15 protein-coding genes and 1 tRNA gene are annotated in these 18,884 nt (G+C 68.5%); 6 read left to right on the top strand and 10 right to left on the bottom strand.

The window, feature by feature from the left end:
* Positions 1 to 48 precede the first annotated feature (48 nt).
* The 4 genes from EXE45_RS04940 (at position 49) to EXE45_RS04925 (ending at position 3,655) form a co-directional block, all read left to right on the top strand.
* Positions 49 to 1,005, top strand: a complete 957-nt coding sequence (locus EXE45_RS04940) for a DUF5787 family protein (protein ID WP_137693696.1) — start codon at positions 49 to 51, stop codon at positions 1,003 to 1,005.
* A gap of 34 nt (positions 1,006 to 1,039) precedes the next feature.
* On the top strand, positions 1,040 to 1,447 hold the full coding sequence (locus EXE45_RS04935) for a cyclic nucleotide-binding/CBS domain-containing protein (protein WP_092920587.1): 408 nt from the start codon (positions 1,040 to 1,042) through the stop codon (positions 1,445 to 1,447).
* Between the two features lie 127 nt (positions 1,448 to 1,574).
* The gene (locus EXE45_RS04930) at positions 1,575 to 2,939 is read left to right on the top strand and encodes an LLM class flavin-dependent oxidoreductase (RefSeq protein WP_137693695.1); all 1,365 of its coding nucleotides are present in this window, start codon (positions 1,575 to 1,577) and stop codon (positions 2,937 to 2,939) included.
* Between the two features lie 341 nt (positions 2,940 to 3,280).
* Complete coding sequence (locus EXE45_RS04925; RefSeq protein ID WP_137693694.1) at positions 3,281 to 3,655, top strand: tautomerase family protein; 375 nt, start codon at positions 3,281 to 3,283, stop codon at positions 3,653 to 3,655.
* Between the two features lie 54 nt (positions 3,656 to 3,709).
* Here EXE45_RS04925 and EXE45_RS04920 read toward each other — a convergent pair whose 3' ends face one another.
* Positions 3,710 to 4,183 (bottom strand): deoxyuridine 5'-triphosphate nucleotidohydrolase, encoded by a 474-nt coding sequence (locus EXE45_RS04920; RefSeq protein WP_137693693.1) that lies wholly within the window; start codon positions 4,181 to 4,183, stop codon positions 3,710 to 3,712.
* Positions 4,184 to 4,458: 275 nt separating this feature from the next.
* Between EXE45_RS04920 and EXE45_RS04915 the strand changes: the two genes are divergently transcribed.
* The gene (locus EXE45_RS04915; protein ID WP_092920583.1) at positions 4,459 to 6,444 is read left to right on the top strand and encodes an aconitate hydratase; all 1,986 of its coding nucleotides are present in this window, start codon (positions 4,459 to 4,461) and stop codon (positions 6,442 to 6,444) included.
* Between the two features lie 192 nt (positions 6,445 to 6,636).
* On the opposite strand, the gene EXE45_RS04910 is transcribed toward EXE45_RS04915, so the two are convergent.
* The 9 genes from EXE45_RS04910 to EXE45_RS04870 all read right to left on the bottom strand — a co-directional run bounded on the left by EXE45_RS04910 (position 6,637) and on the right by EXE45_RS04870 (position 18,429).
* Entirely contained in the window at positions 6,637 to 7,290 is a 654-nt protein-coding gene (locus EXE45_RS04910) for a 30S ribosomal protein S7 (RefSeq protein ID WP_137693692.1), read from the bottom strand.
* Positions 7,287 to 7,715, bottom strand: coding sequence for a 30S ribosomal protein S12 (locus EXE45_RS04905; RefSeq protein ID WP_004599087.1), 429 nt, complete (start codon positions 7,713 to 7,715; stop codon positions 7,287 to 7,289). The genes EXE45_RS04910 and EXE45_RS04905 overlap by 4 nt, the downstream gene beginning before the upstream one ends.
* A gap of 204 nt (positions 7,716 to 7,919) precedes the next feature.
* On the bottom strand, positions 7,920 to 8,732 hold the full coding sequence (locus EXE45_RS04900; RefSeq protein ID WP_137693691.1) for a hypothetical protein: 813 nt from the start codon (positions 8,730 to 8,732) through the stop codon (positions 7,920 to 7,922).
* Between the two features lie 45 nt (positions 8,733 to 8,777).
* Positions 8,778 to 9,197, bottom strand: a complete 420-nt coding sequence (locus tag EXE45_RS04895) for a NusA-like transcription termination signal-binding factor (protein ID WP_092920580.1) — start codon at positions 9,195 to 9,197, stop codon at positions 8,778 to 8,780.
* Entirely contained in the window at positions 9,197 to 11,851 is a 2,655-nt protein-coding gene (locus tag EXE45_RS04890; protein WP_241989422.1) for a DNA-directed RNA polymerase subunit A'', read from the bottom strand. Before EXE45_RS04890 ends, EXE45_RS04895 begins: the two co-directional genes overlap by 1 nt.
* A gap of 22 nt (positions 11,852 to 11,873) precedes the next feature.
* A complete protein-coding gene (locus tag EXE45_RS04885; RefSeq protein ID WP_137693689.1) occupies positions 11,874 to 14,801 on the bottom strand; it encodes a DNA-directed RNA polymerase subunit A' in 2,928 nt (975 codons plus the stop codon).
* Positions 14,802 to 14,807: 6 nt separating this feature from the next.
* The gene (gene rpoB / locus EXE45_RS04880; RefSeq protein ID WP_092920577.1) at positions 14,808 to 16,637 is read right to left on the bottom strand and encodes a DNA-directed RNA polymerase subunit B; all 1,830 of its coding nucleotides are present in this window, start codon (positions 16,635 to 16,637) and stop codon (positions 14,808 to 14,810) included.
* 2 nt (positions 16,638 to 16,639) lie between these two features.
* Complete coding sequence (locus EXE45_RS04875; protein WP_004599096.1) at positions 16,640 to 18,205, bottom strand: DNA-directed RNA polymerase subunit B''; 1,566 nt, start codon at positions 18,203 to 18,205, stop codon at positions 16,640 to 16,642.
* Positions 18,202 to 18,429 carry a DNA-directed RNA polymerase subunit H gene (locus EXE45_RS04870; RefSeq protein ID WP_092920576.1) on the bottom strand — a complete coding sequence of 76 codons (228 nt, stop codon included), beginning with the start codon at positions 18,427 to 18,429 and terminating at the stop codon, positions 18,202 to 18,204. The genes EXE45_RS04875 and EXE45_RS04870 overlap by 4 nt, the downstream gene beginning before the upstream one ends.
* Before the next feature lie 297 nt (positions 18,430 to 18,726).
* On the opposite strand from EXE45_RS04870, the gene EXE45_RS04865 reads away from it, so the two are divergent.
* A tRNA-Asp gene (locus EXE45_RS04865) sits at positions 18,727 to 18,799 on the top strand.
* Positions 18,800 to 18,884: the final 85 nt, after the last annotated feature.

The raw sequence follows: 18,884 nt of genomic DNA, 5'->3' as shown, positions 1-18,884 counted from the left end.
GAGGGCGACCGCCGACGCGCTTTAGCCCGCGGCGCCCCTGCCGCACACATGGAGTACCGGTTCGAGCTGGCGCTTTGCGCCGCGCTCGAATCCCCCGACCGCGTCGTCGCCCGCCAGCTCGGCGCGGGCGTCGAGACGCCGGGGACGCGCATCGTCGACGTCTGTCTGCTGTCTCCCGGCCCTGACTTCGACGACCGCGCCGCGATCAGCGCCGAGCGCATCCCCGACCCGGCCATCGAGGCCCCCGTCGGGCCCGGCGAGGCCGTCCCCGTCGCCGACGCGTTCGACCTCCCCGCAGACCGGGCCGCCGCCGTCGTCGATCGCGCGGCCGAGGTCGGCTACCTCGAACGCGAGCGGCGGAACGGGCGGGAGGTCGTGCGCGCGACCGCGCGCTACCCGGACGACTGGGTCGGCGAGGTCACCGCGATCGAGAACAAGCCCGACCTCGGGACGCCGGGCGACCTGGAGGCGCAGCTACGGTACGACGTCGCGCTCAGCCTCTTCGACCGCGTCGTCCTCGCGACCGCCTCCTACGTCACCCGCGCGCACCTCAATCGGATCCCCGACGCGGTCGGAGTCTGGCGGTTCGATCCGGAGACGAGCGAGCGCGAGGTGGTCCGCGAGCCGACACCGCTCGACCCGGACGCGCCCGGCGTCGAGATACGCGCGGAGCGCCCCTCCCGCACGGATGTCGCGCTCGTCGACCCGGCGGCGAAGGCGCGCAAGCGGCGCCGGATCGCGGAGCGCGCGTACGGGAAGGGGTGGCGCCCCGAGCCGCCGGCGTGCGCGCACGGCGAGGCGACCGCGGACGGACGTCCGCGATGCGCGCAGTTCGACCGCGTGGTCGACCCCGGCCGAGAGTGCGGGAGCGGCTGTCCCGCCTTCGAGCCCGCCGACCCGCCGGACGCAGACAGGGGGGGCCTCCGAGACGAGCGGACCGCGTGGGTCGCCGCGCCCGACGGGGACGGCCCGCGCCGGCAGTCCGGGCTCTCGCGATACCTGTGAGAACGCTTATACGGCGAGAGCGGGTCCTTCCGGTATGGACGAGATCGAAGACGTCTTCGTGGCGCGGCTGATGTCGACGGACCTCCACACGGTGACGCCGGACACGCTGGTCGAGGACGCGGCCGCCGTGCTGCTGGAGAACGACATCAGCTCGGTGCTGGTCGTCGACGGCGACGGCGACCTCGTCGGAATCTTAACCTCGACGGACTTCGTCGACATCGTCGCGAAGAGCCAGCCGAAGGCGGAGACGACCGTCGAGCGGTACATGACCGCCGACCCGATCACGGCGGGCGCGCAGGACGACGTGTCGGCGGTCGCCGCGACGATGCTCGAACACGGCTTCCACCACGTGCCGGTCGTCGACGGCGACGCGCCGATCGGTATCATCACCACCTCCGACTTCGCCGCGTACGTCTCCTCGCCGGAGTCGGTCTCGGCGTAGGGCGACCCCCGCCGAGCCGAGTGCGGCGGCGGCCGCAGTCCCCGTCGAGCGGGCCGCCCCGTCCGCGACCGCGACAAGTGCCGCCACTTCCTGTGCCCGTATTACCCCGGAGCGCGTACCCGGGACCGTGTCCGATCACCTACACCTCAACCTCTTCACCATGGCCTCGGTCGAGCACGTCTCGCCCGGGTCGTGGCGGTTCCCCGGCGACCGGTCGACGGACTACGCCGACCGCGGGTACTGGACGGAGGTCGCGCGGACCGCCGAGCGCGGCGGCTTCGACGCCGTGTTCTTCGCGGACGTGCGCGGGGTCTACGACGTGTACGGCGACGACCGGGAGGTCGCCGTCGAGCGGGCGGTCCAGACGCCCGCGAACGATCCGCAGCTCGTCGTGCCCGCGATGGCCGAGGTCACCGACGACCTCGGGTTCGCGGTGACGCGCTCGACGACGTACAACCACCCCTACCAGCTCGCGCGGGAGTTCTCGACGCTCGATCACCTCACCGACGGCCGGATCGCGATCAACGTCGTCACCTCCTACCTGGAGTCGGCCGCGGCGAACCTCGGCCTCGACGAGCGGATGGACAAGGAGACCCGGTACGACCGCGCCGACGAGTTCCTCGACGTCTGTTACGCGCTGTGGGAGGACTCCTGGGAGGACGGCGCGGTCGAGGTCGACCGCGAGGCCGGCCGGTACAGCGATCCGGAGAAGGTACACGCGATCGACCACGAGGGCGACCACTTCTCGGTGCCGGGGCCGCACGGCTGCGAGCCGTCGCCCCAGCGCACGCCCGTCGTTTACCAGGCGGGCTCCTCCGACTACGGGCGGTCGTTCGCCGCGCGCAACGCCGAGGCGGTCTTCGCCAGCCAGCCGACCGAGGAGGGCGTCGTCGAGTACATGGACGACGTGAAGTCCCGCGCGGCCGACGCCGGCCGCGACCCGGAGAGCCTCCGATTCTTCATCGGCGTGGTCCCGGTCGTCGGGGAGACGCAGGCGCTCGCGGAAGCGAAGTACGAGGAGTACAAGCGGCACGTAGACGTCGAGGCGACGCTCGCGCTGCTGTCCGGATTCCTCGACATGGACCTGTCCGAACTCGACCCCGACCGGAAGGTCGAACACATCGAGACGGACGCGATCCAGGGAACGATGAACGCGTTCACGAAGGCCCAGCCCGACCGCGAGTGGACGGTCCGCGAGGTCGCGGAGTTCTGCGGGCTCGGCACCACCTCGCCGAAGATCGTCGGGACTCCCGAACACGTGGCCGACGAACTCCAGCGCTGGCACGAGGAGGTCGGCGTCCACGGCTTCAACGTCAAGGAGGTCGTCCGCCCCGACTCGCTCGTCGACTTCGTCGATCTCGTCGTGCCGGAACTGCGCGAGCGCGGCCTCGTCCCGGAGGCGGACGCCGAACCCCCGGGCGAGACCCTCCGGGAGCGGCTCCTCGGCGAGGGACAGACGGGACTCCGCGCGGACCACCCCGCCCGGCAGTAGCGCGGACGAACTCCTCTGACCGTCCGGAGTAGACGCTGTCGTGCGGTTTCGGTGTTCTAATTAGCGAGCTGTTGTGAACGGATTGCCGGAAACTAATACCACAGATCTGCCGCCCCCGGCACCCTTAAGTGGTTACCACCGCTTGTTTTAGGTGACGCTTCGCTTGGAGGGCCGAAGCGTCAGCGGGGACCTACAGAACGACGCGCTCGTGCCACCTTTTCCCGGCACGGGCGCGCCGTTCGTTCCTTTACTCGCCGAGCGACTCGCTCGCGTCGCCGCGGCTCGACGCGTCACGCCCGCGCGGCCGACAGTGCGAAGTCCTTTCGGACCGAGTCGCGGGTATGCCGCTGTTACAGTTCGCGACGACGCTGTCGCTGTCGCCGGCGGAACGGGAGTCGTTCGTCGCGTTCGTCACCGAGCGGTACACCGAGGAGATGGAGACGACGGCCGGCCACGTCGCGGTGACGATCGCCGAACACGACCCCTCGGCGATGGCGATCGGCCGGGCGGTCGAGGGGCCGCTCCTGTTCCTCGACGCCGAGATCCGCGGGGGACGCCCGTTCGAGTACAAGCGCGCGTTCGCGCTGGCGGTGATGGAGCGGGCCGTCGAGGCGCTCGGCGTCCCCGAGCCGAACTGTAAGGTCGTCTTCACCGAACACGCCGGCGAGGACATGATGGGGATCGACCGCGTCGGCGGCGACTGGGACGGGGCGTAGGCGACCCGCCGCCCCTCGATCGCTCTCCCGAGCGCGGCCGGCCCGCACCGCCGCTCAGAGATTCTCTTCTTGGTACGCGCCGTCGTACGTCCCCTCGTGGTCGGCCTCGGCGAGGACGAGCTGCGCGATCCGCGCGCCCGGTTCGATCTCGATCGGGTGCCCCACGTCGAGCCGTCCCTCCCCGACGCCCTCGTAGCCCGCGTCCCACACCGCGGTGTCGAGGGTACAGGCGTTCCGCAGCAGCGTCGAGCGCGGGAGGACGAACCCGATCCGGCCCGCCGGGATCCGAACCGGTTCGCCGTACCGCACGACGTAGCTCCCGCGTTCGAGCCGGTAGCAGTCGCCTCTGGGCTCCAGCTCCCGGCGCTTGCCCACGCGCTTCCCGTCGCGCCCGAGCCGGCCCGGTTCGGTCTGTGCGAACACCGCGTCGACGGTGAGGTCGACGCCGTTCGGCTGTCGCTGCGCGTCGTCGAGGTCGGCGCCGGCCGCCTCCAGCGCCGCCGTGACCGCGGCTCCCGAGTCGAACATGGGCGTCCGGAACCGCGGGCGACGCTAAACGGTGTCGGACGCGCGCCGCGCCGATCGGACCGGAAGCGGCCGGTCTCGCCGGGACCGTTGAAACGGTCGATTTACGCCGTTTCAGACGTTTAATGACCTAAAATACTCGGAACGGCTACGCATTTCACGGTGCGTGGTGTCACGTCGAGATCGCAGCGAATGTTGCTGGATCACGGGATCTAACACGGTCGATCTTCGTGAAACTCGCGGGTTTTATATTCACGGGAGAGCCATCTCCGCGTGATATGGGACAAACGATTACGGAGAAGATCCTCGATGACCATCTCGTCGAGGGCGAGCTGACGCCCGGCGAGGAGATCGGCATCGATATCGACCAGGTGCTGACGCAGGACACCACGGGGACGATGGTGTGGCTCCAGTTCGAGGCGCTCGATCTGGACGAGGTCCAGACGGAGCTGGCCGCGCAGTACTGCGACCACCAGACGTACCAGTTCGACTTCAAGAACACCGACGACCACCGCTTCCTCCGCTCTGCGGCCGGCACGTACGGCGCCTACTTCTCTCGGCCCGGCAACGGCATCTGCCACCAGGTCCACAAGGAGAACTTCGCGGCACCCGGCAAGACGCTGCTCGGCTCCGACTCGCACACGCCGACCCCCGGCGGTCTCGGCGAGCTCGCGATCGGCGCCGGCGGCCTCGACATCGCCGTCGCCATGGGCGGCGGCCCCTACTACGTCGAGATGCCGGAAGTCGTCAACGTCCACCTCGAGGGCGAGCTCCCCGAGTGGGCGACCGCCAAGGACGTGGCGCTCCACCTGCTCGGCGAGCTGACCGTCAAGGGCGGCGTCGGCAAGATCTTCGAGTACACCGGCCCCGGCGCCGAGAAGCTCTCGATCCCGGAGCGGACCACGATCACGAACCTCGGCACCGAGCTCGGCGCCACCTCCTCGATCTTCGCGACCGACGAGAAAACGAGAGACTGGCTCGCGCGCCAGGACCGCGAGGAGGAGTACGTCGACCTCCAGCCCGACGACGACGCGGAGTACGCGGAGACGATCGAGGTCGACCTCGGCGAGCTCGAACCGCTCGTGGCCGCGCCGTCGATGCCCGACAACGTCGCCCCCGTCAGCGAGTACGAGGGCACCGACGTCGAGCAGGTCATCGTCGGCTCCTGTACCAACGGCGCTTACGAGGACATCCTCCCCAGCGCGAAGATGCTGGAGGGCCGCGAGGTCTCCAAGGGGACCGAGATGATCGTCGCGCCCGGGTCCAAGCAGGCGTCCGAGATGCTGGCCCGAGAGGGCTGGACCGCGGAGATGATGGCGGCCGGCGTCAACTTCTCCGAGGCGACCTGCGGCGCGTGCATCGGCATCGGCCACGTGCCCGCGTCCGACTCCGTCTCGCTGCGCACCTTCAACCGCAACTTCGAGGGTCGCTCCGGCATCGAGGACGACTCCGTCTTCCTCTGCTCGCCCGAGGTCGCCACCGCGGCGGCCATCACCGGCGAGATCGTCGACCCGCGCGACCTCGCGGACGAGCTCGGCGACCTCGAGGCGCCCGGCCTCGAGATGGGGACGAAGTACGGTCCCGGCATGGGCCGGTCCGACTCCGACATCATCTCGCCCGACGAGGCGATCGACGACGGCCTCGTCAAGGGCCCGAACATCGGCGACGTGCCGCTCAAAGACGACATCGACGTGGACGGCGGTGAGGCCCTTCTCAAGATGAAGGACAACATCACCACCGACCACATCATCCCGGCGACGGCGGACATCCTGAAGTTCCGCTCGAACATCGAGAAGCTCTCCGAGTTCACGCTCTCGCGCGTCGACGACACGTTCGCCGAGCGCGCGCTCGCTGCCGACGGCGGCGTCCTCGTGGCCGGCGAGAACTACGGCCAGGGCTCCTCGCGCGAACACGCCGCGCTCTGTCCGATGTACCTCGGCATCGAGGCGGTCTTCGCGCAGAGCTTCGCCCGCATCCACAAGGCGAACCTCTTCAACTTCGGGATCGTCCCGCTGGCGATCGACGAGGAGACGTACGAGCGGATCGACCAAGGCGACGACCTCGAGATCCTGGACGACGTGCCCGCGGGCGTCTCCTCCGGCCAGGAGGAGTTCACCGTGAGCGTCAACGGCGAGTGGGAGTTCACCGCCGACCTGGACGCCTCCGAGCGCGAGCGCGACATCCTCTCGGCGGGCGGCAAGCTCTCGTGGGTCAAACAGCAGCACGTCGACGACGGCTCCGGCGCGGCGCCGGCCGACGACTGAACCCGCGCGGTCGACGCGACCGATCGACCCCGATTTTTCGTTTTTTCCCGCCGCGAGCGACCCGTATCGACGGGACTGGGGTCACCGCTCGCGGTGAGACCCGCGACGGCGACCCGATCGGGACGGACCGGTCGGTGAGCGTCGCGAAAAAGCTCTCGGGGAGAGAGAAAGCGACCGTCGGTCGGGACGGGGTTAGCGGGCCGCGGCGGCGACGCGTTCGCGCTCCTCCTTCTGCGAGATGGAGTAGGAGCCCTCGGCGTCGTAGTCGGCCGCGGCGACGAGCTCGTTCGCGAGCGCCTCGGCGGCCGAGGTCGTCGACTTGTACGTCGCGCTGGCGACGGCGTCCGAAATGAAGAGCAGCGCCTGGTCGACGCGGCGCTGCGGGGCGACGTCGACCGCCTTCGGGACGGAGATGCCGCCGTACTTCAGGCGGACGGTCTCCTCGCGGGGCGCGGCGTTCTCGACGGCCGTCACGAGGATCTGCGCCGGGTTCTCCTCGGTCCGCTCGTGGACGATGTCGAACGCGTCGCGGACGATCCGGGTCGCCTGCTGTTTCTTCCCCGTGTTCTCGTCCGTCTGCATCAGACGGTTGATGAGGCGTTCGACCAGCGAGATCTCCGACTTCTTGAACTGCTTGGACGCGTGGCGACCCATCGTGTGCGCGATGGGCGTCACGGTCATGTAGCGCTTCGTCGACGGGTCCTCGTAGGCGATCTCGGTGACGTCCCAGACGCCGAACAGCTTGGCGTTCTCGTCGGCGGCCTCGCTGGAGGCGGGCGCGTCAGGGTCCGGCTCGTCGGCGGCGACGTCCTCCTCGGACGGCGCCTCGGTCTCTTCGCCGCTCATCTGACCGGTTTCTCCGCGTTGCCGCGAACCAGTTCGATCATCGACACGCCGTTGACCTTCTCGACCTTGTAGTTGACGCCGGAGAGGTCGCCCATCGCGCGACCCTTCGCGCCGCCGATCCCGGCGATCGTGACCTCGTCGTGCTCGTCGATGAAGGAGATCGCGCCGTCACCGGGACAGAACGCGGTGACCTGTTTCCCGTTTTTGATGAGCTGAACCCGGACGCACTTTCGGATCGCCGAGTTCGGCTGCTTTGCCTCGATGCCGACCTTCTCGAGGACGATGCCGCGCGCCTGCGGGGCACCCTCCAGGGGGTCGGACTTCTTTTTGAGCCCGCGCTCGCGCCGAGCGTACTCGGAGTCGGACCAGCGGCGCTTCTGCCGGTCCTTTTTGAGCTTACGGGCCGCGTACTTGCCGTTCGCCATCGTACGCCTACTTCCGAACGGAGCTACTTAAGCGTCGTCTTTCTCCGTCGCGAAACGGCCTCAGATCCCCCGAGCGGCACCTCTCGACGGATCTGAGAGTGTTTCACGCGGAGGCGCGATCGAAAACGACGGACGCTCGCTCCCGCTGAGCCGGTAAGCCGACGAGAGCGCCGGTCGTTCGATCCCCGTCGGGCGCCTCGAGCGTCAGCCGCTCGTCTCCTCGCGCGCCGTCTCGACCCACGCCGGCTCCGACACCGTCGCGCCGAGGTCCAGGTAGTCGATGTCGACGTCGACGGTGGCCGACTGCCCGTCGTGGTCGCCCGCCCACGACTGGACGAGCCGCGGCACGACGCCGGACTCGTACACGTGAACGGTCGCCGACGCCGTCTCGACGGTCTCGGGGATGTTCCGGTCCCCCTCGAAGGCGTCGGCGGTGAACCGGGCGGTCGGCTCGCCGCGCACCTCGCCCTCGCCGTCGCTCGCCGGGTTCCACAGATTCAGCCCCTCGTACTCCGTCTTGCCGCCCTCGGTCTCCTCCTCGACGCGGATCCCGGTCGCCACCTCCGAGCGCATCGCCGACTCGAGCGCCGCCGCCGACCGGTCCGTCGACCGGCGGGCGTACCGCGTCCCGTCGGCGGTGCGCCGGCGGATGAACGCCGTCCCGTCGGCGACGTACAGCTCCGAGACGTCCGGCTCGTCGGTCTCGGTCACCTCCTGTCGCACGTACTGGCGCCCGTTTTCGAGGTCGTAGGCGGCCTCGTACTCCTGTGAGGGGAGCCACGGGCTCGGCTCCGCGTCGCCGTCGTGGCTCGTCGCCGCCGTCGAGGAGAGCGTGGCGCCCCCGGCGTCGACGAGCGCGTCGGCGTGTCGCTCCGCGAGCGTCGCCGCGTCGAGGCCGTCCGCCGCCCGCCAGTCGGCGTCGGGGAACGGTCGGTCCGACCCGTCGCCGCCGAGGCAGCCTGCGGCGCCGACCGCGGCTCCGACTCCCACTCCGGCGAGGAAGCGTCTTCGGTCCATGCGAGAGCGAGCTGGCGCGTCGGGAAAAGGGCGCGGGTTCCCGGCTCAGGTTAGCTGGACGTCGTCGACGTCGTAGTGCCGCTCCGCGAGTCGGCGGGCGGTCTCGATGTTGTCGCCGTCCGCGCCGATGGCGACGCCGCGGTCCGCCTCCGGGACCTCGACGTACGCGACGCGGTCGTTCTGCTCCGAGATGGTGACGGCGTTGACCGCCGCCGGCGCGAGCGCGCTCGCGACGAACGCCTCCGCGGTGTCGGCGTCCTCGACCAGTTCGATCGACTTGTCGAGCTTGCGCTCGGCCTCCGCGACGGTCTCGCCGGCCTGCCCGATCGCGGCGGCCATCTCGCCGGCGGGCACCACGAACACGAGCCGGTCGCCCTCCACGAGGCAGTCGGTCGGCGCGACGCCGGTCAGCTCGTCGAACCGACCGATGTATCGCCGCGCCTCGTCGGAGAGCTCGACGTACATCAGTCGTCGCTCACGACGCGCGACCCCATCCGGAGGTCGACGTCGCCGGTCCCCATCGAGATGGGCTTGCCGGCGATGACGTTCTCGATGACGCCGTCGAGCTCGTCGTACTCGCCGTGGATCGCGGCGTCGAGCAGGTGGTTGACCGTCACCTCGAACGCCGCGCGAGCGAGCACCGAGTCCTTGTTGCCGGAGATTCCGTGCCGGCCGATCGACTCGATCTCGCCGTTGTTCGTCATGATGTCGGCCACGAGCATGAGGTGACGGACGTTCACGTCGTCGAGCCCCTGCTCTTCGAGCGTGTTCTTCGTCTCGTCGATGATCGTCTCGCGGGCCGCCTCGACGCCGAGGTTGCGGTAGATCTCGTGGATGTTGTTACACGTCGTCCGCGAGGCGTCGACCCCCTCGATGTCGAGGGTGTCGCCGAACGCCGACCCCTCGGTGTAGAGGACGAACTCCTCGTCGCCGTCGATCTCCTCTTTGCGGATGACGACGCGCTCGATCTCTTCGATCCCCTTGAACACGATCTCCCGGAGCCGCTCGACGAGCTGGAGCAGCTCGCGGTAGCTCGGCTCGTTGGGGCCGAACTCGATCACGGTGCCGGCCTGCCGGACGTCGACGCCCAACGCGTCCTCGATCGTCTCGGCGATGATCCCGGCGATCTCCGTCGGGTCGGAGTGGGTTGGCCACCGCTCCAGGAGGGTGTCGTCGTTCAGGTCGATCCGGACCAGCATGTCCGCGACGTTCGTCGACACGTCACCGAGCGCGAGGATGCGCGTGGCCTCGATCGACCAGACGACCTCGTGGGCCTTCTCGCGGTCGGTGGCGTACTCGCCGTCGAGGTGGACCGTCATCATCGGCGTGTCCGGCGTCTTCCGAGCGTCCACCAGCTCGATGAGCCGGGGGAGCCCCTGCGTGACGTCGATCTCTGCGACGCCAGCGTAGTGGAACGTGTTCATCGTGTTGTGTGTCACGACGCCCTCCGCCGTGGTGAACGTCTCCAGTCCCTCGACCGAGAAGTCGTACACGTGGTCGTGTTCGGTCGATACGCCTTCGATCGACTCGATGCGGTCCCACACCACGTCGCCGGCGACCGCCTGGCGGAGTTCGTCGAACGCCTCCGAGTCGACGCCGGCCTCCTCCGCCTCGTCAACGAGCCGTCGGAGCCGAGAGCGGCCGATCCGCTGGCGGTTCGACGCCGCGTTCACCTGTCGGCTCGGAATGCCGGCGTCGGACGCGACCTCGCGGAGCGCGTCGCCGAAGTTCGGAACCTGATCGGTGGCGTCCGGTCCCGTCTCGTCGAGCTCGGCGGCCGCAGCGTCGAGTTCGTCTCCCCGCTCGCCGACCATTCCGATCCGGTCGGCGAAGCGCTGGACGTGTTTCTTCGGCACGCGGAGCGTCCGCGACGCGTCCTGTTCGCCGAGCGTCGCGTACACGTCGAACCGAGCGAGCAGCAGCGCGATTCCCGCGGTGAGCCGGTCGCTCGTCGAACTGGAACGGACCGCGCTTTCCGCGACGTTGCCGTCGCCGCTGAAGTACCCACTAAGCAGCCCCCGGGCGAACTCGTCGTCCGCGCCGTACGCGAATCCGGGAACGATCTTCTGCTCGTCTTCCGTACACGCGGCGCGCAGGAAGTCGGCGAGGATCGTCCCGTTCACGCGAACGTCGTAGCCGCGAGCGAACCCGCTGTCGTTCTCGTACTCGTTCACCGAGAGGTCGAACCGATCGGCGAACGCTCGGACGCGGTCCTGGAACGTCTCGTCGACGTTCGAGACGGACACGTAGTGGTCCGTCAGCGACCCCTCCGCGAGCCACGCGCCGACGAAGAACCCCGTCTCCGCGTCGAGCGGGAATCGTTCCGGGAGACCGACCGTCCCGCCGGTCGGATAGACGGTCTCCCCGTCGAGGTCTCCGGCGTCGAGCGCGTCGCGCTTGTTGCGGAGCTGATCCGCCCCGACCGGAGCGGTGTCGACGCCGCCGTCGGCGAGCGTCGACGTGTACCAGTAGTCGGTCGCCGGGAGGAACTCCCGGAGGTCGACCTCGTCGTCGCCGTCGCTCTCGTACGAGCCGACGACCGGGAGCCAGTCACCCGCTTCGAGGTCGTCGCCGGCGACCGGGACGACCTCGTTGTCGCGCCGGGTGACGAACGAGTGGGCCTTCGTCGCCCGGATCGTCCGACCGGACTCGAGTTCGAACCGAAGCAGCTCGTCCGGCGCGTCGTGGCGACTGACCTCTTCGACGGGCTTCCAGCGTACGCCCTCGCCGCCGTCGAGGCTGAGCGTCTCCAGCCCGTCGGGCGCGAGCCCGACCTCGTGGTCGTCCACCGACCGGGACTCGCGGGACGTCAGTACCTCGTCGACGAGCGGGCCGATCTCGACGACGTCGGTCGTACCGCTCCGCCGAACCACGACGCGCTCGTCGGACGGGACGCTCATCTGCGTCCCGGGCTCGCCGATCGATTGGGCAGAAACAGTGCCCACAGGGTCCAAGGGATCAACCCGCGTCTGCTCGTAGCGGTTCTCGACGCCCTCGACGATGTCGGTCGCCTGTTCGATGGTGACCTCGCCGGCCTCCTCGGCCTTCCGGTCTATCGCCTCGTACACCTTCGTCTTGAGTCGGCGCGGAAGCTCGGTCGCCTCCACGACCGCCTCCATGTCGTCGGTGACGCCGTCGAACTCAGTCATCGGACTCCACCCCCGGCCCGCCGGCCTTGTTAAGTCCCGGCCCGGCGTGTTCGGAGAGGTTCGTCGGCGGCTCGCGCTCGCCGAGGAACCGCTCCTTCTCCTCGTCGGAGGCGAACTCGGCGTCGACCACGCGGTCGACGATGCCGTCGACGTCGATGCCGTCCTCCTCGCCGGAGGAGACCTTCACCGGCGAGGTGCCGTCTTCGCCGAACTCGAACTGGACGATGCGGCCCGAGGTGTCCCGGACCGTCCCGTCGTACTGCGCCTCCAGCTCGGAGAGCGCGTTGATGAGCCGCCGCTGGAGGTAGCCGGACTTGGAGGTCCGGACCGCCGTGTCGACGAGCCCCTCGCGGCCGCCCATCGCGTGGAAGAAGAACTCCTGGGGCGTGAGCCCGCCGCGGTAGGAGTTCTCCACGAAGCCGTGCGCCTCCGAGGAGAGGTCGTTCGGCCGGTAGTGGGAGAGCGTCCGGTCCTCGTAGCCGCGGTTGATCCGCTCGCCGCGGACCGCCTGCTGGCCGACGGAGCCGGCCATCTGCGTGAGGTTCAGCATCGACCCGCGCGCGCCGGAGCGGGCCATGACGACGGCCGGGTTGTCGTCGCCGAAGTGCTGGTCGGCGATCTCCCCGGCCGAGTCGCGGGCCTTCCCGAGCGTCTGCATGATCTTCATCTCGAGCGTCTCGTCGACGCCGCGGCCCGGCAGCGACTCGAGCTCGCCGGCCTCGTACGTCTCGATGAGCTCCTGGACGCGGTCGTAGGCGCTCTCGATCGCCTCGTCGACCTGCTCTTCGGCCTCCGGCGGGATCGACTCGTCGTCGATCCCGATCGAGAACCCGAAGTTCATGATCGCGCGCATCGCCAGCGACGCGATCTCGTTGATGAACACGCGGGCGCGGGTCTCGCCGTACTCCTTGGTGAGGGTGTCGACCACCTCGCCGCCGAACGCGCCGACCGCGTCCTCGTCGATGGTCCCCTCTATCAGCTGGCCGTCCTCGATGACGACGCTGTCGCCGGCCGAGGAGGTAAACGAGAGGTCGAGGTCGTCGGGGAGCAGCTCCGAGAACAGCGTCCGGCCGGTCCAGAACTCGCGGCCGTCGTCGTCGACGCCGTCGGCCTCGGGCAGCTCGTCCACGCGCGTGGCGCGGAGCAGGTCCAGCGCCTGCGTCTCCGAGAACTCGGGATTCGAGTGGGTGAGCAGGTACGTCCCGGAGATGTGGTCCTGAATCGCACCGATGATGTTCCCGCCGAAGCGGGGCGAGAGGATCTGCTCTTGGACGCGCATGAGGACGCGCGCCTCGGCGCGGGCCTCCTCGTTTTGTAGCGCGTGCATGTTCATCTCGTCACCGTCGAAGTCGGCGTTGTACGGCGGACAGACGACGGTGTTGAGCCGGAACGTCTTGTACGGCATCACCACGACCTCGTGGGCCATGATGGACATCCGGTGGAGCGAGGGCTGGCGGTTGAAGATCACGATGTCGCCGTCCACGAGGTGGCGGTTCACCTCCCAGTCGGGTTCGACCTTCTCGGCGAGCTCCTCGCAGTTCTTCTCGGTCACCTTCAGCCGGCGCCCGTCGGGGCGACGCACGTAGTTCGCGCCGGGGTGGGCCTCGGGGCCGTTCCGGACGTACTGACGCGCCTCGTCGACGTTGCGCTCGGTGACGTTGAGCGTCTGCGTCATCTCCATGGCGACCCGGTCCGGGACGCCGACCTCGTTCAGCGACAGGGTCGGGTCCGGCGAAATAACGGTCCGGGCGGAGAAGTTGACGCGCTTCCCCGAAAGCGAGCCGCGGAAGCGCCCCTCCTTCCCCTTCAGCCGCTGGCTGAGGGTCTTGAGGGGGCGACCGGAGCGGTGGCGCGCCGGGGGCGTCCCGCTGATTTCGTTGTCCACGAACGTGGTGACGTGGTACTGGAGGAGCTCCCAGAGGTCCTCGATGATCAGCTGCGGGGCGCCCGCCTCGCGGTTCTCCATGAACCGCTGGTTGATCCGGATGATGTCGACCAGCTTGTGCGTGAGGTCGTCCTCGGAGCGCTGGCCGTTATCGAGCGTGATGGAGGGACGCGTGGTGACCGGCGGGACGGGGAGCACGGTCATGATCATCCACTCCGGGCGGGAGTGCTCGGAGTCGATGCCGAGGACCTCGAGGTCCTCGTCCGGGATGTCCTCGAACCAGTCGCGGATGTCCGAGGGCATCAGCTTGTTCATGTCCTCTTCGGTGAGGTCGACATCTAACGCCTTCTCGATGGCGCGGCGGTCCTCCTTGCGCGGGCGGAACTCGCCGGCCATTATCTCGTTGATCCGGTCTAAGGCGATGTCGGTCTCCTCGGCGAGCTCCTGTGGCGACGTGCCCGGGTCGTCCGCCTCCTCGTCGGGCTGCATCGCGGCCGCGATTCGCTCGGAGTAGTCGCCCGAGAGCACGTCCTGGACCTCGTAGTAGGTGGTCGGCTTCTCGTGTTTGATGTCCGCCTGCGGCTCGCCGCAGAACGGGCAGGTCGACGCCTTCCGGGCCTGCCGGACGGCGGCCTTCAGCACGTCGTGCTCGTCGTCGCCGAGCTCCTTCGCGCGCTCGTAGCGGTCTCGAAACTCGTCGCGCTGCGCCTCGTCCAAGGCGAGCCGGCCGCACTCGCGGCACGTCGAACGGAGAAGCCGCCGGATGAGCTTCGTGAAGCCCACGTGGATGACGGGCGCGGCCAGTTCGATGTGGCCGAAGTGGCCGTTACAGGAGCCGGAGTGGGAGCCGCAGGTCCGACACTCCAGACCGGGGTCGATGACGCCCAGTCGCGGGTCCATCAGCCCCATGTCGATCGGGTAGCCGTCGTCGTCGTACGTGTCGGCCGTGATCACCTTCGTCGCGGACATGTCCCGGTACGTCTCCGGGTCCATGAGGCCGAAGTCGATCCCGCCCAGCACTTTCGGTGTTTGCATTGACATCTAAATCGCGTCCTCCAGTTCGAGTTTCGGTCGGATGCCGAGGGCGATCATCTCGTCGAGCAGCAGCTTGAACGCGTAGCTGACCTCCAGCTCGTGGATGTCGTCCTCGTCGCCCGTGACCGGGTCGTACACGCGGCGCTGCTCGCGGTCCTCGACGGCGACGAGCCCGGTCTCCGCGGAGACGTGAACCGTCTCGGCGTCGGACGACTCGAGCAGCCGCTCGTTGAGCACCATCGACGCGCCGTGGCCGATGATCGTGTCGCGCTCCATCTCCCCGACGCGCAGCCCGCCCTCGCGGGCCCGCCCCTCGGTCGGCTGGCGCGTGAGCACCTGGACCGGCCCGCGCGAGCGGGCGTGGAGCTTGTTCGACACCATGTGGTACAGCTTGTGGTAGAAGATCGTCCCGACGAAGATCTCGGCGTCGATCTTCTCGCCGGTGACGCCGGAGTACATGACCTCCTTGCCGGAGGACTTGAAGCCGTGGTCCTCCAGTCCGTCGCGGAGCTCCTCCTCGTCTTCGCCCTGGAACGGCGTGCCGTCGACCCGGGAGCCGCGGAGCGAGCCGACCTTGCCCCCGAGCATCTCCAGCACGTGACCGACCGTCATCCGCGACGGCAGCGCGTGCGGGTTCATCACGAGGTCGGGGACGACGCCCTCCTCGGTGAAGGGCATGTCCTCCTGGGGCGCGAGGTGGCCCACGACGCCCTTCTGTCCGTGTCGGGACGCGAACTTGTCGCCCAGCTCGGGGACGCGCTGGTCGCGCACCTTCACCTTCGAGAGCTTGGAGCCGTCCTCGCCCTCCATCAGCGTCACCGTGTCGACGACGCCCGACTCGCCCGAGCGCATCGTCACCGAGGTCTCACGGCGCTTCTGCGGGGAGAGCCCGCCCATGTCGTCGGGCTCCTCGAGGAAGCGCGGCGGGCTCGTCTTTCCTAAAAGCACCGAGGACTCGTCCACCTTCGTCTCGGGGTTGACGAGGCCGTCCTCGTCGAGATGGGTGTACGCGTCCTCGCCGCGGGCGCCGCGCACGTCCTGTTCCGGAATCTCGAAGCGGTCCTCCTGACCGCCGGGGTACCGGCGCTCCTCGCCCTCGTAGGTCCGGAAGAAGTGCGAGCGGGTGAGCGCGCGGTCGACGGAGCCCTGGTTCATGACCAAGGCGTCCTCGATGTTGAACCCCTCGTAGGACATCACGGCGACGACGAAGTTCTGCGCCGCCGGCCGCTTGTCGAAGCTGATCTGGTCGGACGTCTGCGTCTTCACCATCGCCAGCTGCGGGTAGTGTAGCAGGTGCTGACGCGTGTCGGGCCGGATCCGGTAGTTCGCCGAGGGGAGCCCGAGCGACTGCTTCATCATCCCCGCGCCCATCGTGATCCGGGGGCTCGCGTTGTGCTCGGGGTACGGGATCATCCCCGCGCCGATACCGAAGACGAGCTGCGGGTCGATCTCGAGGTGCGTGTGGTCCTCGGTCACGTCCTCCTCGTCGACGGCGACGAGGATGTCCTCCTCCTCCTCGGCGTCGATGAACTCGACGTAGCCGCGCTCGACGAGGTCCTCGAACTCGACCTCGCCGCGCTCGACGGCCGCTATCTCCTCGTCGCCCAGCAGCGGCTCGCCGTTCTCGACGACGATGAGCGGGCGCCGCGCCCGCCCCGCGTCCGCGTTGACGATGACCTCTCGGGTCCGGTCTTTCACCGAGACGTTCACCATTTCCGAGACGTCGCCGCGGCGGCGTGCCTCGCGGATCTGTTCGGCGAGCTCGTCGGGGTTCTCGTGGGTGCCCACGAGGCTCCCGTTGACGTACACCTTCGCTTCGCGTTCTGCTTGTGCCATGATCAGTCGTCCGCCGTCTGTCGTTCGACGCCCTCGATGCCGGGGATACCCTCGACACCCATCGACGCCAGTTCTCGTTTCAGCCCCTGTTCGTCCTCGACGGTCTGTGAGAGCTCCATCGCCTGCGCGAAGTTCTTCACGAGCCCGCAGTTCGGCCCCTCCGGCGTCTCGGATGGACAGATGCGACCCCACTGGGTCGCGTGGAGGTCCCGCGCCTCGAAGTGCGGCTGCGACCGCGACAGCGGCGAGCGCAGGCGCCGGAGGTGCGAGAGCACGCCCATGTAGTCCGTCCGGTCGACGAGCTGGGAGACGCCCGAGCGCCCGCCCACCCAGTTCCCCGTCGCGATCGGGTGTTCGAGCCGCTCGGTCAACACGTCGGAGCGGACGACCGTGTTGACGGTGAGCTGCCGGTTCCGCATGTTCGCGCGCTCGAGCTGGTACTTCACGTCGCGCGCCAGCTTGTTCAGCGCGGTGCGGAACAGGTCGCGCATCAGGTCGCCGGAGACCTTCAGGCGCTTGTTCGCGTAGTGGTCCTTGTCGTCGGCCTCCCGGCGGTCCAAGGCGAGCTCGAAGCACGCCTCGGCCATCCGGCAGAGGTAGTACGCCTTGTTGATGCGGACGTCCTCCTCGTCGACGCCCTCCTCGTGGAGGTGCGGGAGGAGGTAGCGGTCGATGACGTAGTTCGCCCGCTTGAGCTGGTAGTTCTTCCCCTGACCGGAGGCGACGCGCTCGCCGAGGGTCTCGATGGCCTCCTCGGTCGTCTGGACGTCGGCCTCCTCCAGATTCTCCAGCATGAACTTCACGATCTCGGGGTCGTCCGAGACGCGGTGGACGATCTCCTCGTCGGATTCGAGTCCGAGCGCCCGGACGAGCGTCACGAAGTCGATGGAGCCGGAGACGGAGGGGAACGACACTTCGAGCAGCCCCTCGCGGTTGCGCTCGCACAGCACCAGCGCGCGGTACCCGCGGCGCTGGGAGAACGTCTTGGCGACCTGGATCTCGTCGCCGTACTTCGAGTCGTACTCCGCGAGGATCTTGTTCGGCGCCAGGTCCTCCGAGGTCATCAGCACGCGCTCGGAGCCGTTGACGATGAAGTAGCCGCCGGGGTCGACGGGGTCCTCGCCGATGTCGATGAGCTCCTCGTCGGAGAAGCCCGCCATGTTACACTTGTTCGAGCCGACCATGATCGGCATCCGGCCGACCTTCGTCTCGGTCGTGTCGACGACCTGTTCCGGCTCGTCCTCGCCGCCGCGCACGATGGACATCTCCATGAACACGGGCGCCGAGTAGGTGATGTTGCGGAGCCGCGCCTCCTGGGGGTAGAGCAGCTCCTCGGAGCCGTCGGCCTCGCGGACGCGCGGGGTGACCATCCGCACGTCCCCGAGCTCGACGTAGACGGGCTCCTGACCCTCCTTGTCGCCGATGTCCGTCTCGATCGTCTCCTTCTCGTCGACGACCTCCTGCATACCGCGGTCCAGGAAGTTGTTGAACGAGCGGAAGTGGTGTTCGGCGAGCCGTTCGTCCGAGAAGTACTCGCGTGAGACAACGCGTCGGTCTTGCCTGTTCATGAGACGACCAGTCGATAGACGACCGCCTCGTCGGTCGTGCGGGAGTTTCGAACGATTTTCACCACGTCACCGACCTCGGCCTCGTCGGAGAGCGCGGGATCCGTGCGTTTGATCTTCGGTAAGTTCGTTTTCTTCACGTCGTACTCCGCCAGGACTTCCTCGATCTCGTCGGCGTCGAGGAGCACGTGGTCCGGGACGAGTTCGTGTTGGCTTACGTCTACCATGGGTGGTGGTTATTGAAAGAAGCTATCACGAGATACTACAGGAACATATATACGCCAGCGGCATAAGACTTACCAAGTTTCGCCGCGCACGGCTCCCGACGGGGGCGTTCGACACTCACACGCACGCAGGGTCAACACAAAAGGATACCGGAGCGGACGAACGACGCGCTCGCGCGTCGACCCCGCCGGTCCCCGGGAGCCGGCATCCGAGAGCCGAAATCCCCTGTTACCGACCCTCACTCCGGACGGCGATGACAAGCCTTATCTGCCAGACAGGGGTACGAACTGGTGCGACAAGCCCGGATGGTGTAGTGGCCCATCATACGACCCTGTCACGGTCGTGACGCGGGTTCAAATCCCGCTCCGGGCGTCCCCGGTTTCGGGGCGCTGTCGCCTGTTTGCCCGGATGGTGTAGTGGCCCATCATACGACCCTGTCACGGTCGTGACGCGGGTT

The sequence above is a fragment of the Halorubrum sp. SP9 genome (assembly GCF_005435015.1).
GTDB lineage: Archaea > Halobacteriota > Halobacteria > Halobacteriales > Haloferacaceae > Halorubrum > Halorubrum sodomense.
This window is presented reverse-complemented; position numbering and strand designations above follow the sequence as displayed.

Excerpts from the sequence above, each read along its gene's own strand:
- EXE45_RS04870 (WP_092920576.1), bottom strand. The coding sequence starts at position 18,429 with ATGGTAGACGTAAGCCAACACGAACTCGTCCCGGACCACGTGCTCCTC.
- EXE45_RS04875 (WP_004599096.1), bottom strand. The coding sequence starts at position 18,205 with ATGAACAGGCAAGACCGACGCGTTGTCTCACGCGAGTACTTCTCGGAC.
- EXE45_RS04905 (WP_004599087.1), bottom strand. The coding sequence starts at position 7,715 with ATGGCGAACGGCAAGTACGCGGCCCGTAAGCTCAAAAAGGACCGGCAG.
- EXE45_RS04920 (WP_137693693.1), bottom strand. The coding sequence starts at position 4,183 with ATGTTCGACTCGGGAGCCGCGGTCACGGCGGCGCTGGAGGCGGCCGGC.
- EXE45_RS04895 (WP_092920580.1), bottom strand. The coding sequence starts at position 9,197 with ATGTACGTCGAGCTCTCCGACGAGGCGCGGCGATACATCGGTCGGTTC.
- EXE45_RS04900 (WP_137693691.1), bottom strand. The coding sequence starts at position 8,732 with ATGGACCGAAGACGCTTCCTCGCCGGAGTGGGAGTCGGAGCCGCGGTC.
- EXE45_RS04910 (WP_137693692.1), bottom strand. The coding sequence starts at position 7,290 with ATGAGCGGCGAAGAGACCGAGGCGCCGTCCGAGGAGGACGTCGCCGCC.
- rpoB (WP_092920577.1), bottom strand. The coding sequence starts at position 16,637 with ATGGCACAAGCAGAACGCGAAGCGAAGGTGTACGTCAACGGGAGCCTC.
- EXE45_RS04885 (WP_137693689.1), bottom strand. The coding sequence starts at position 14,801 with ATGCAAACACCGAAAGTGCTGGGCGGGATCGACTTCGGCCTCATGGAC.
- EXE45_RS04935 (WP_092920587.1), top strand. The coding sequence starts at position 1,040 with ATGGACGAGATCGAAGACGTCTTCGTGGCGCGGCTGATGTCGACGGAC.
- EXE45_RS04915 (WP_092920583.1), top strand. The coding sequence starts at position 4,459 with ATGGGACAAACGATTACGGAGAAGATCCTCGATGACCATCTCGTCGAG.
- EXE45_RS04940 (WP_137693696.1), top strand. The coding sequence starts at position 49 with ATGGAGTACCGGTTCGAGCTGGCGCTTTGCGCCGCGCTCGAATCCCCC.
- EXE45_RS04890 (WP_241989422.1), bottom strand. The coding sequence starts at position 11,851 with ATGGAGGCGGTCGTGGAGGCGACCGAGCTTCCGCGCCGACTCAAGACG.
- EXE45_RS04925 (WP_137693694.1), top strand. The coding sequence starts at position 3,281 with ATGCCGCTGTTACAGTTCGCGACGACGCTGTCGCTGTCGCCGGCGGAA.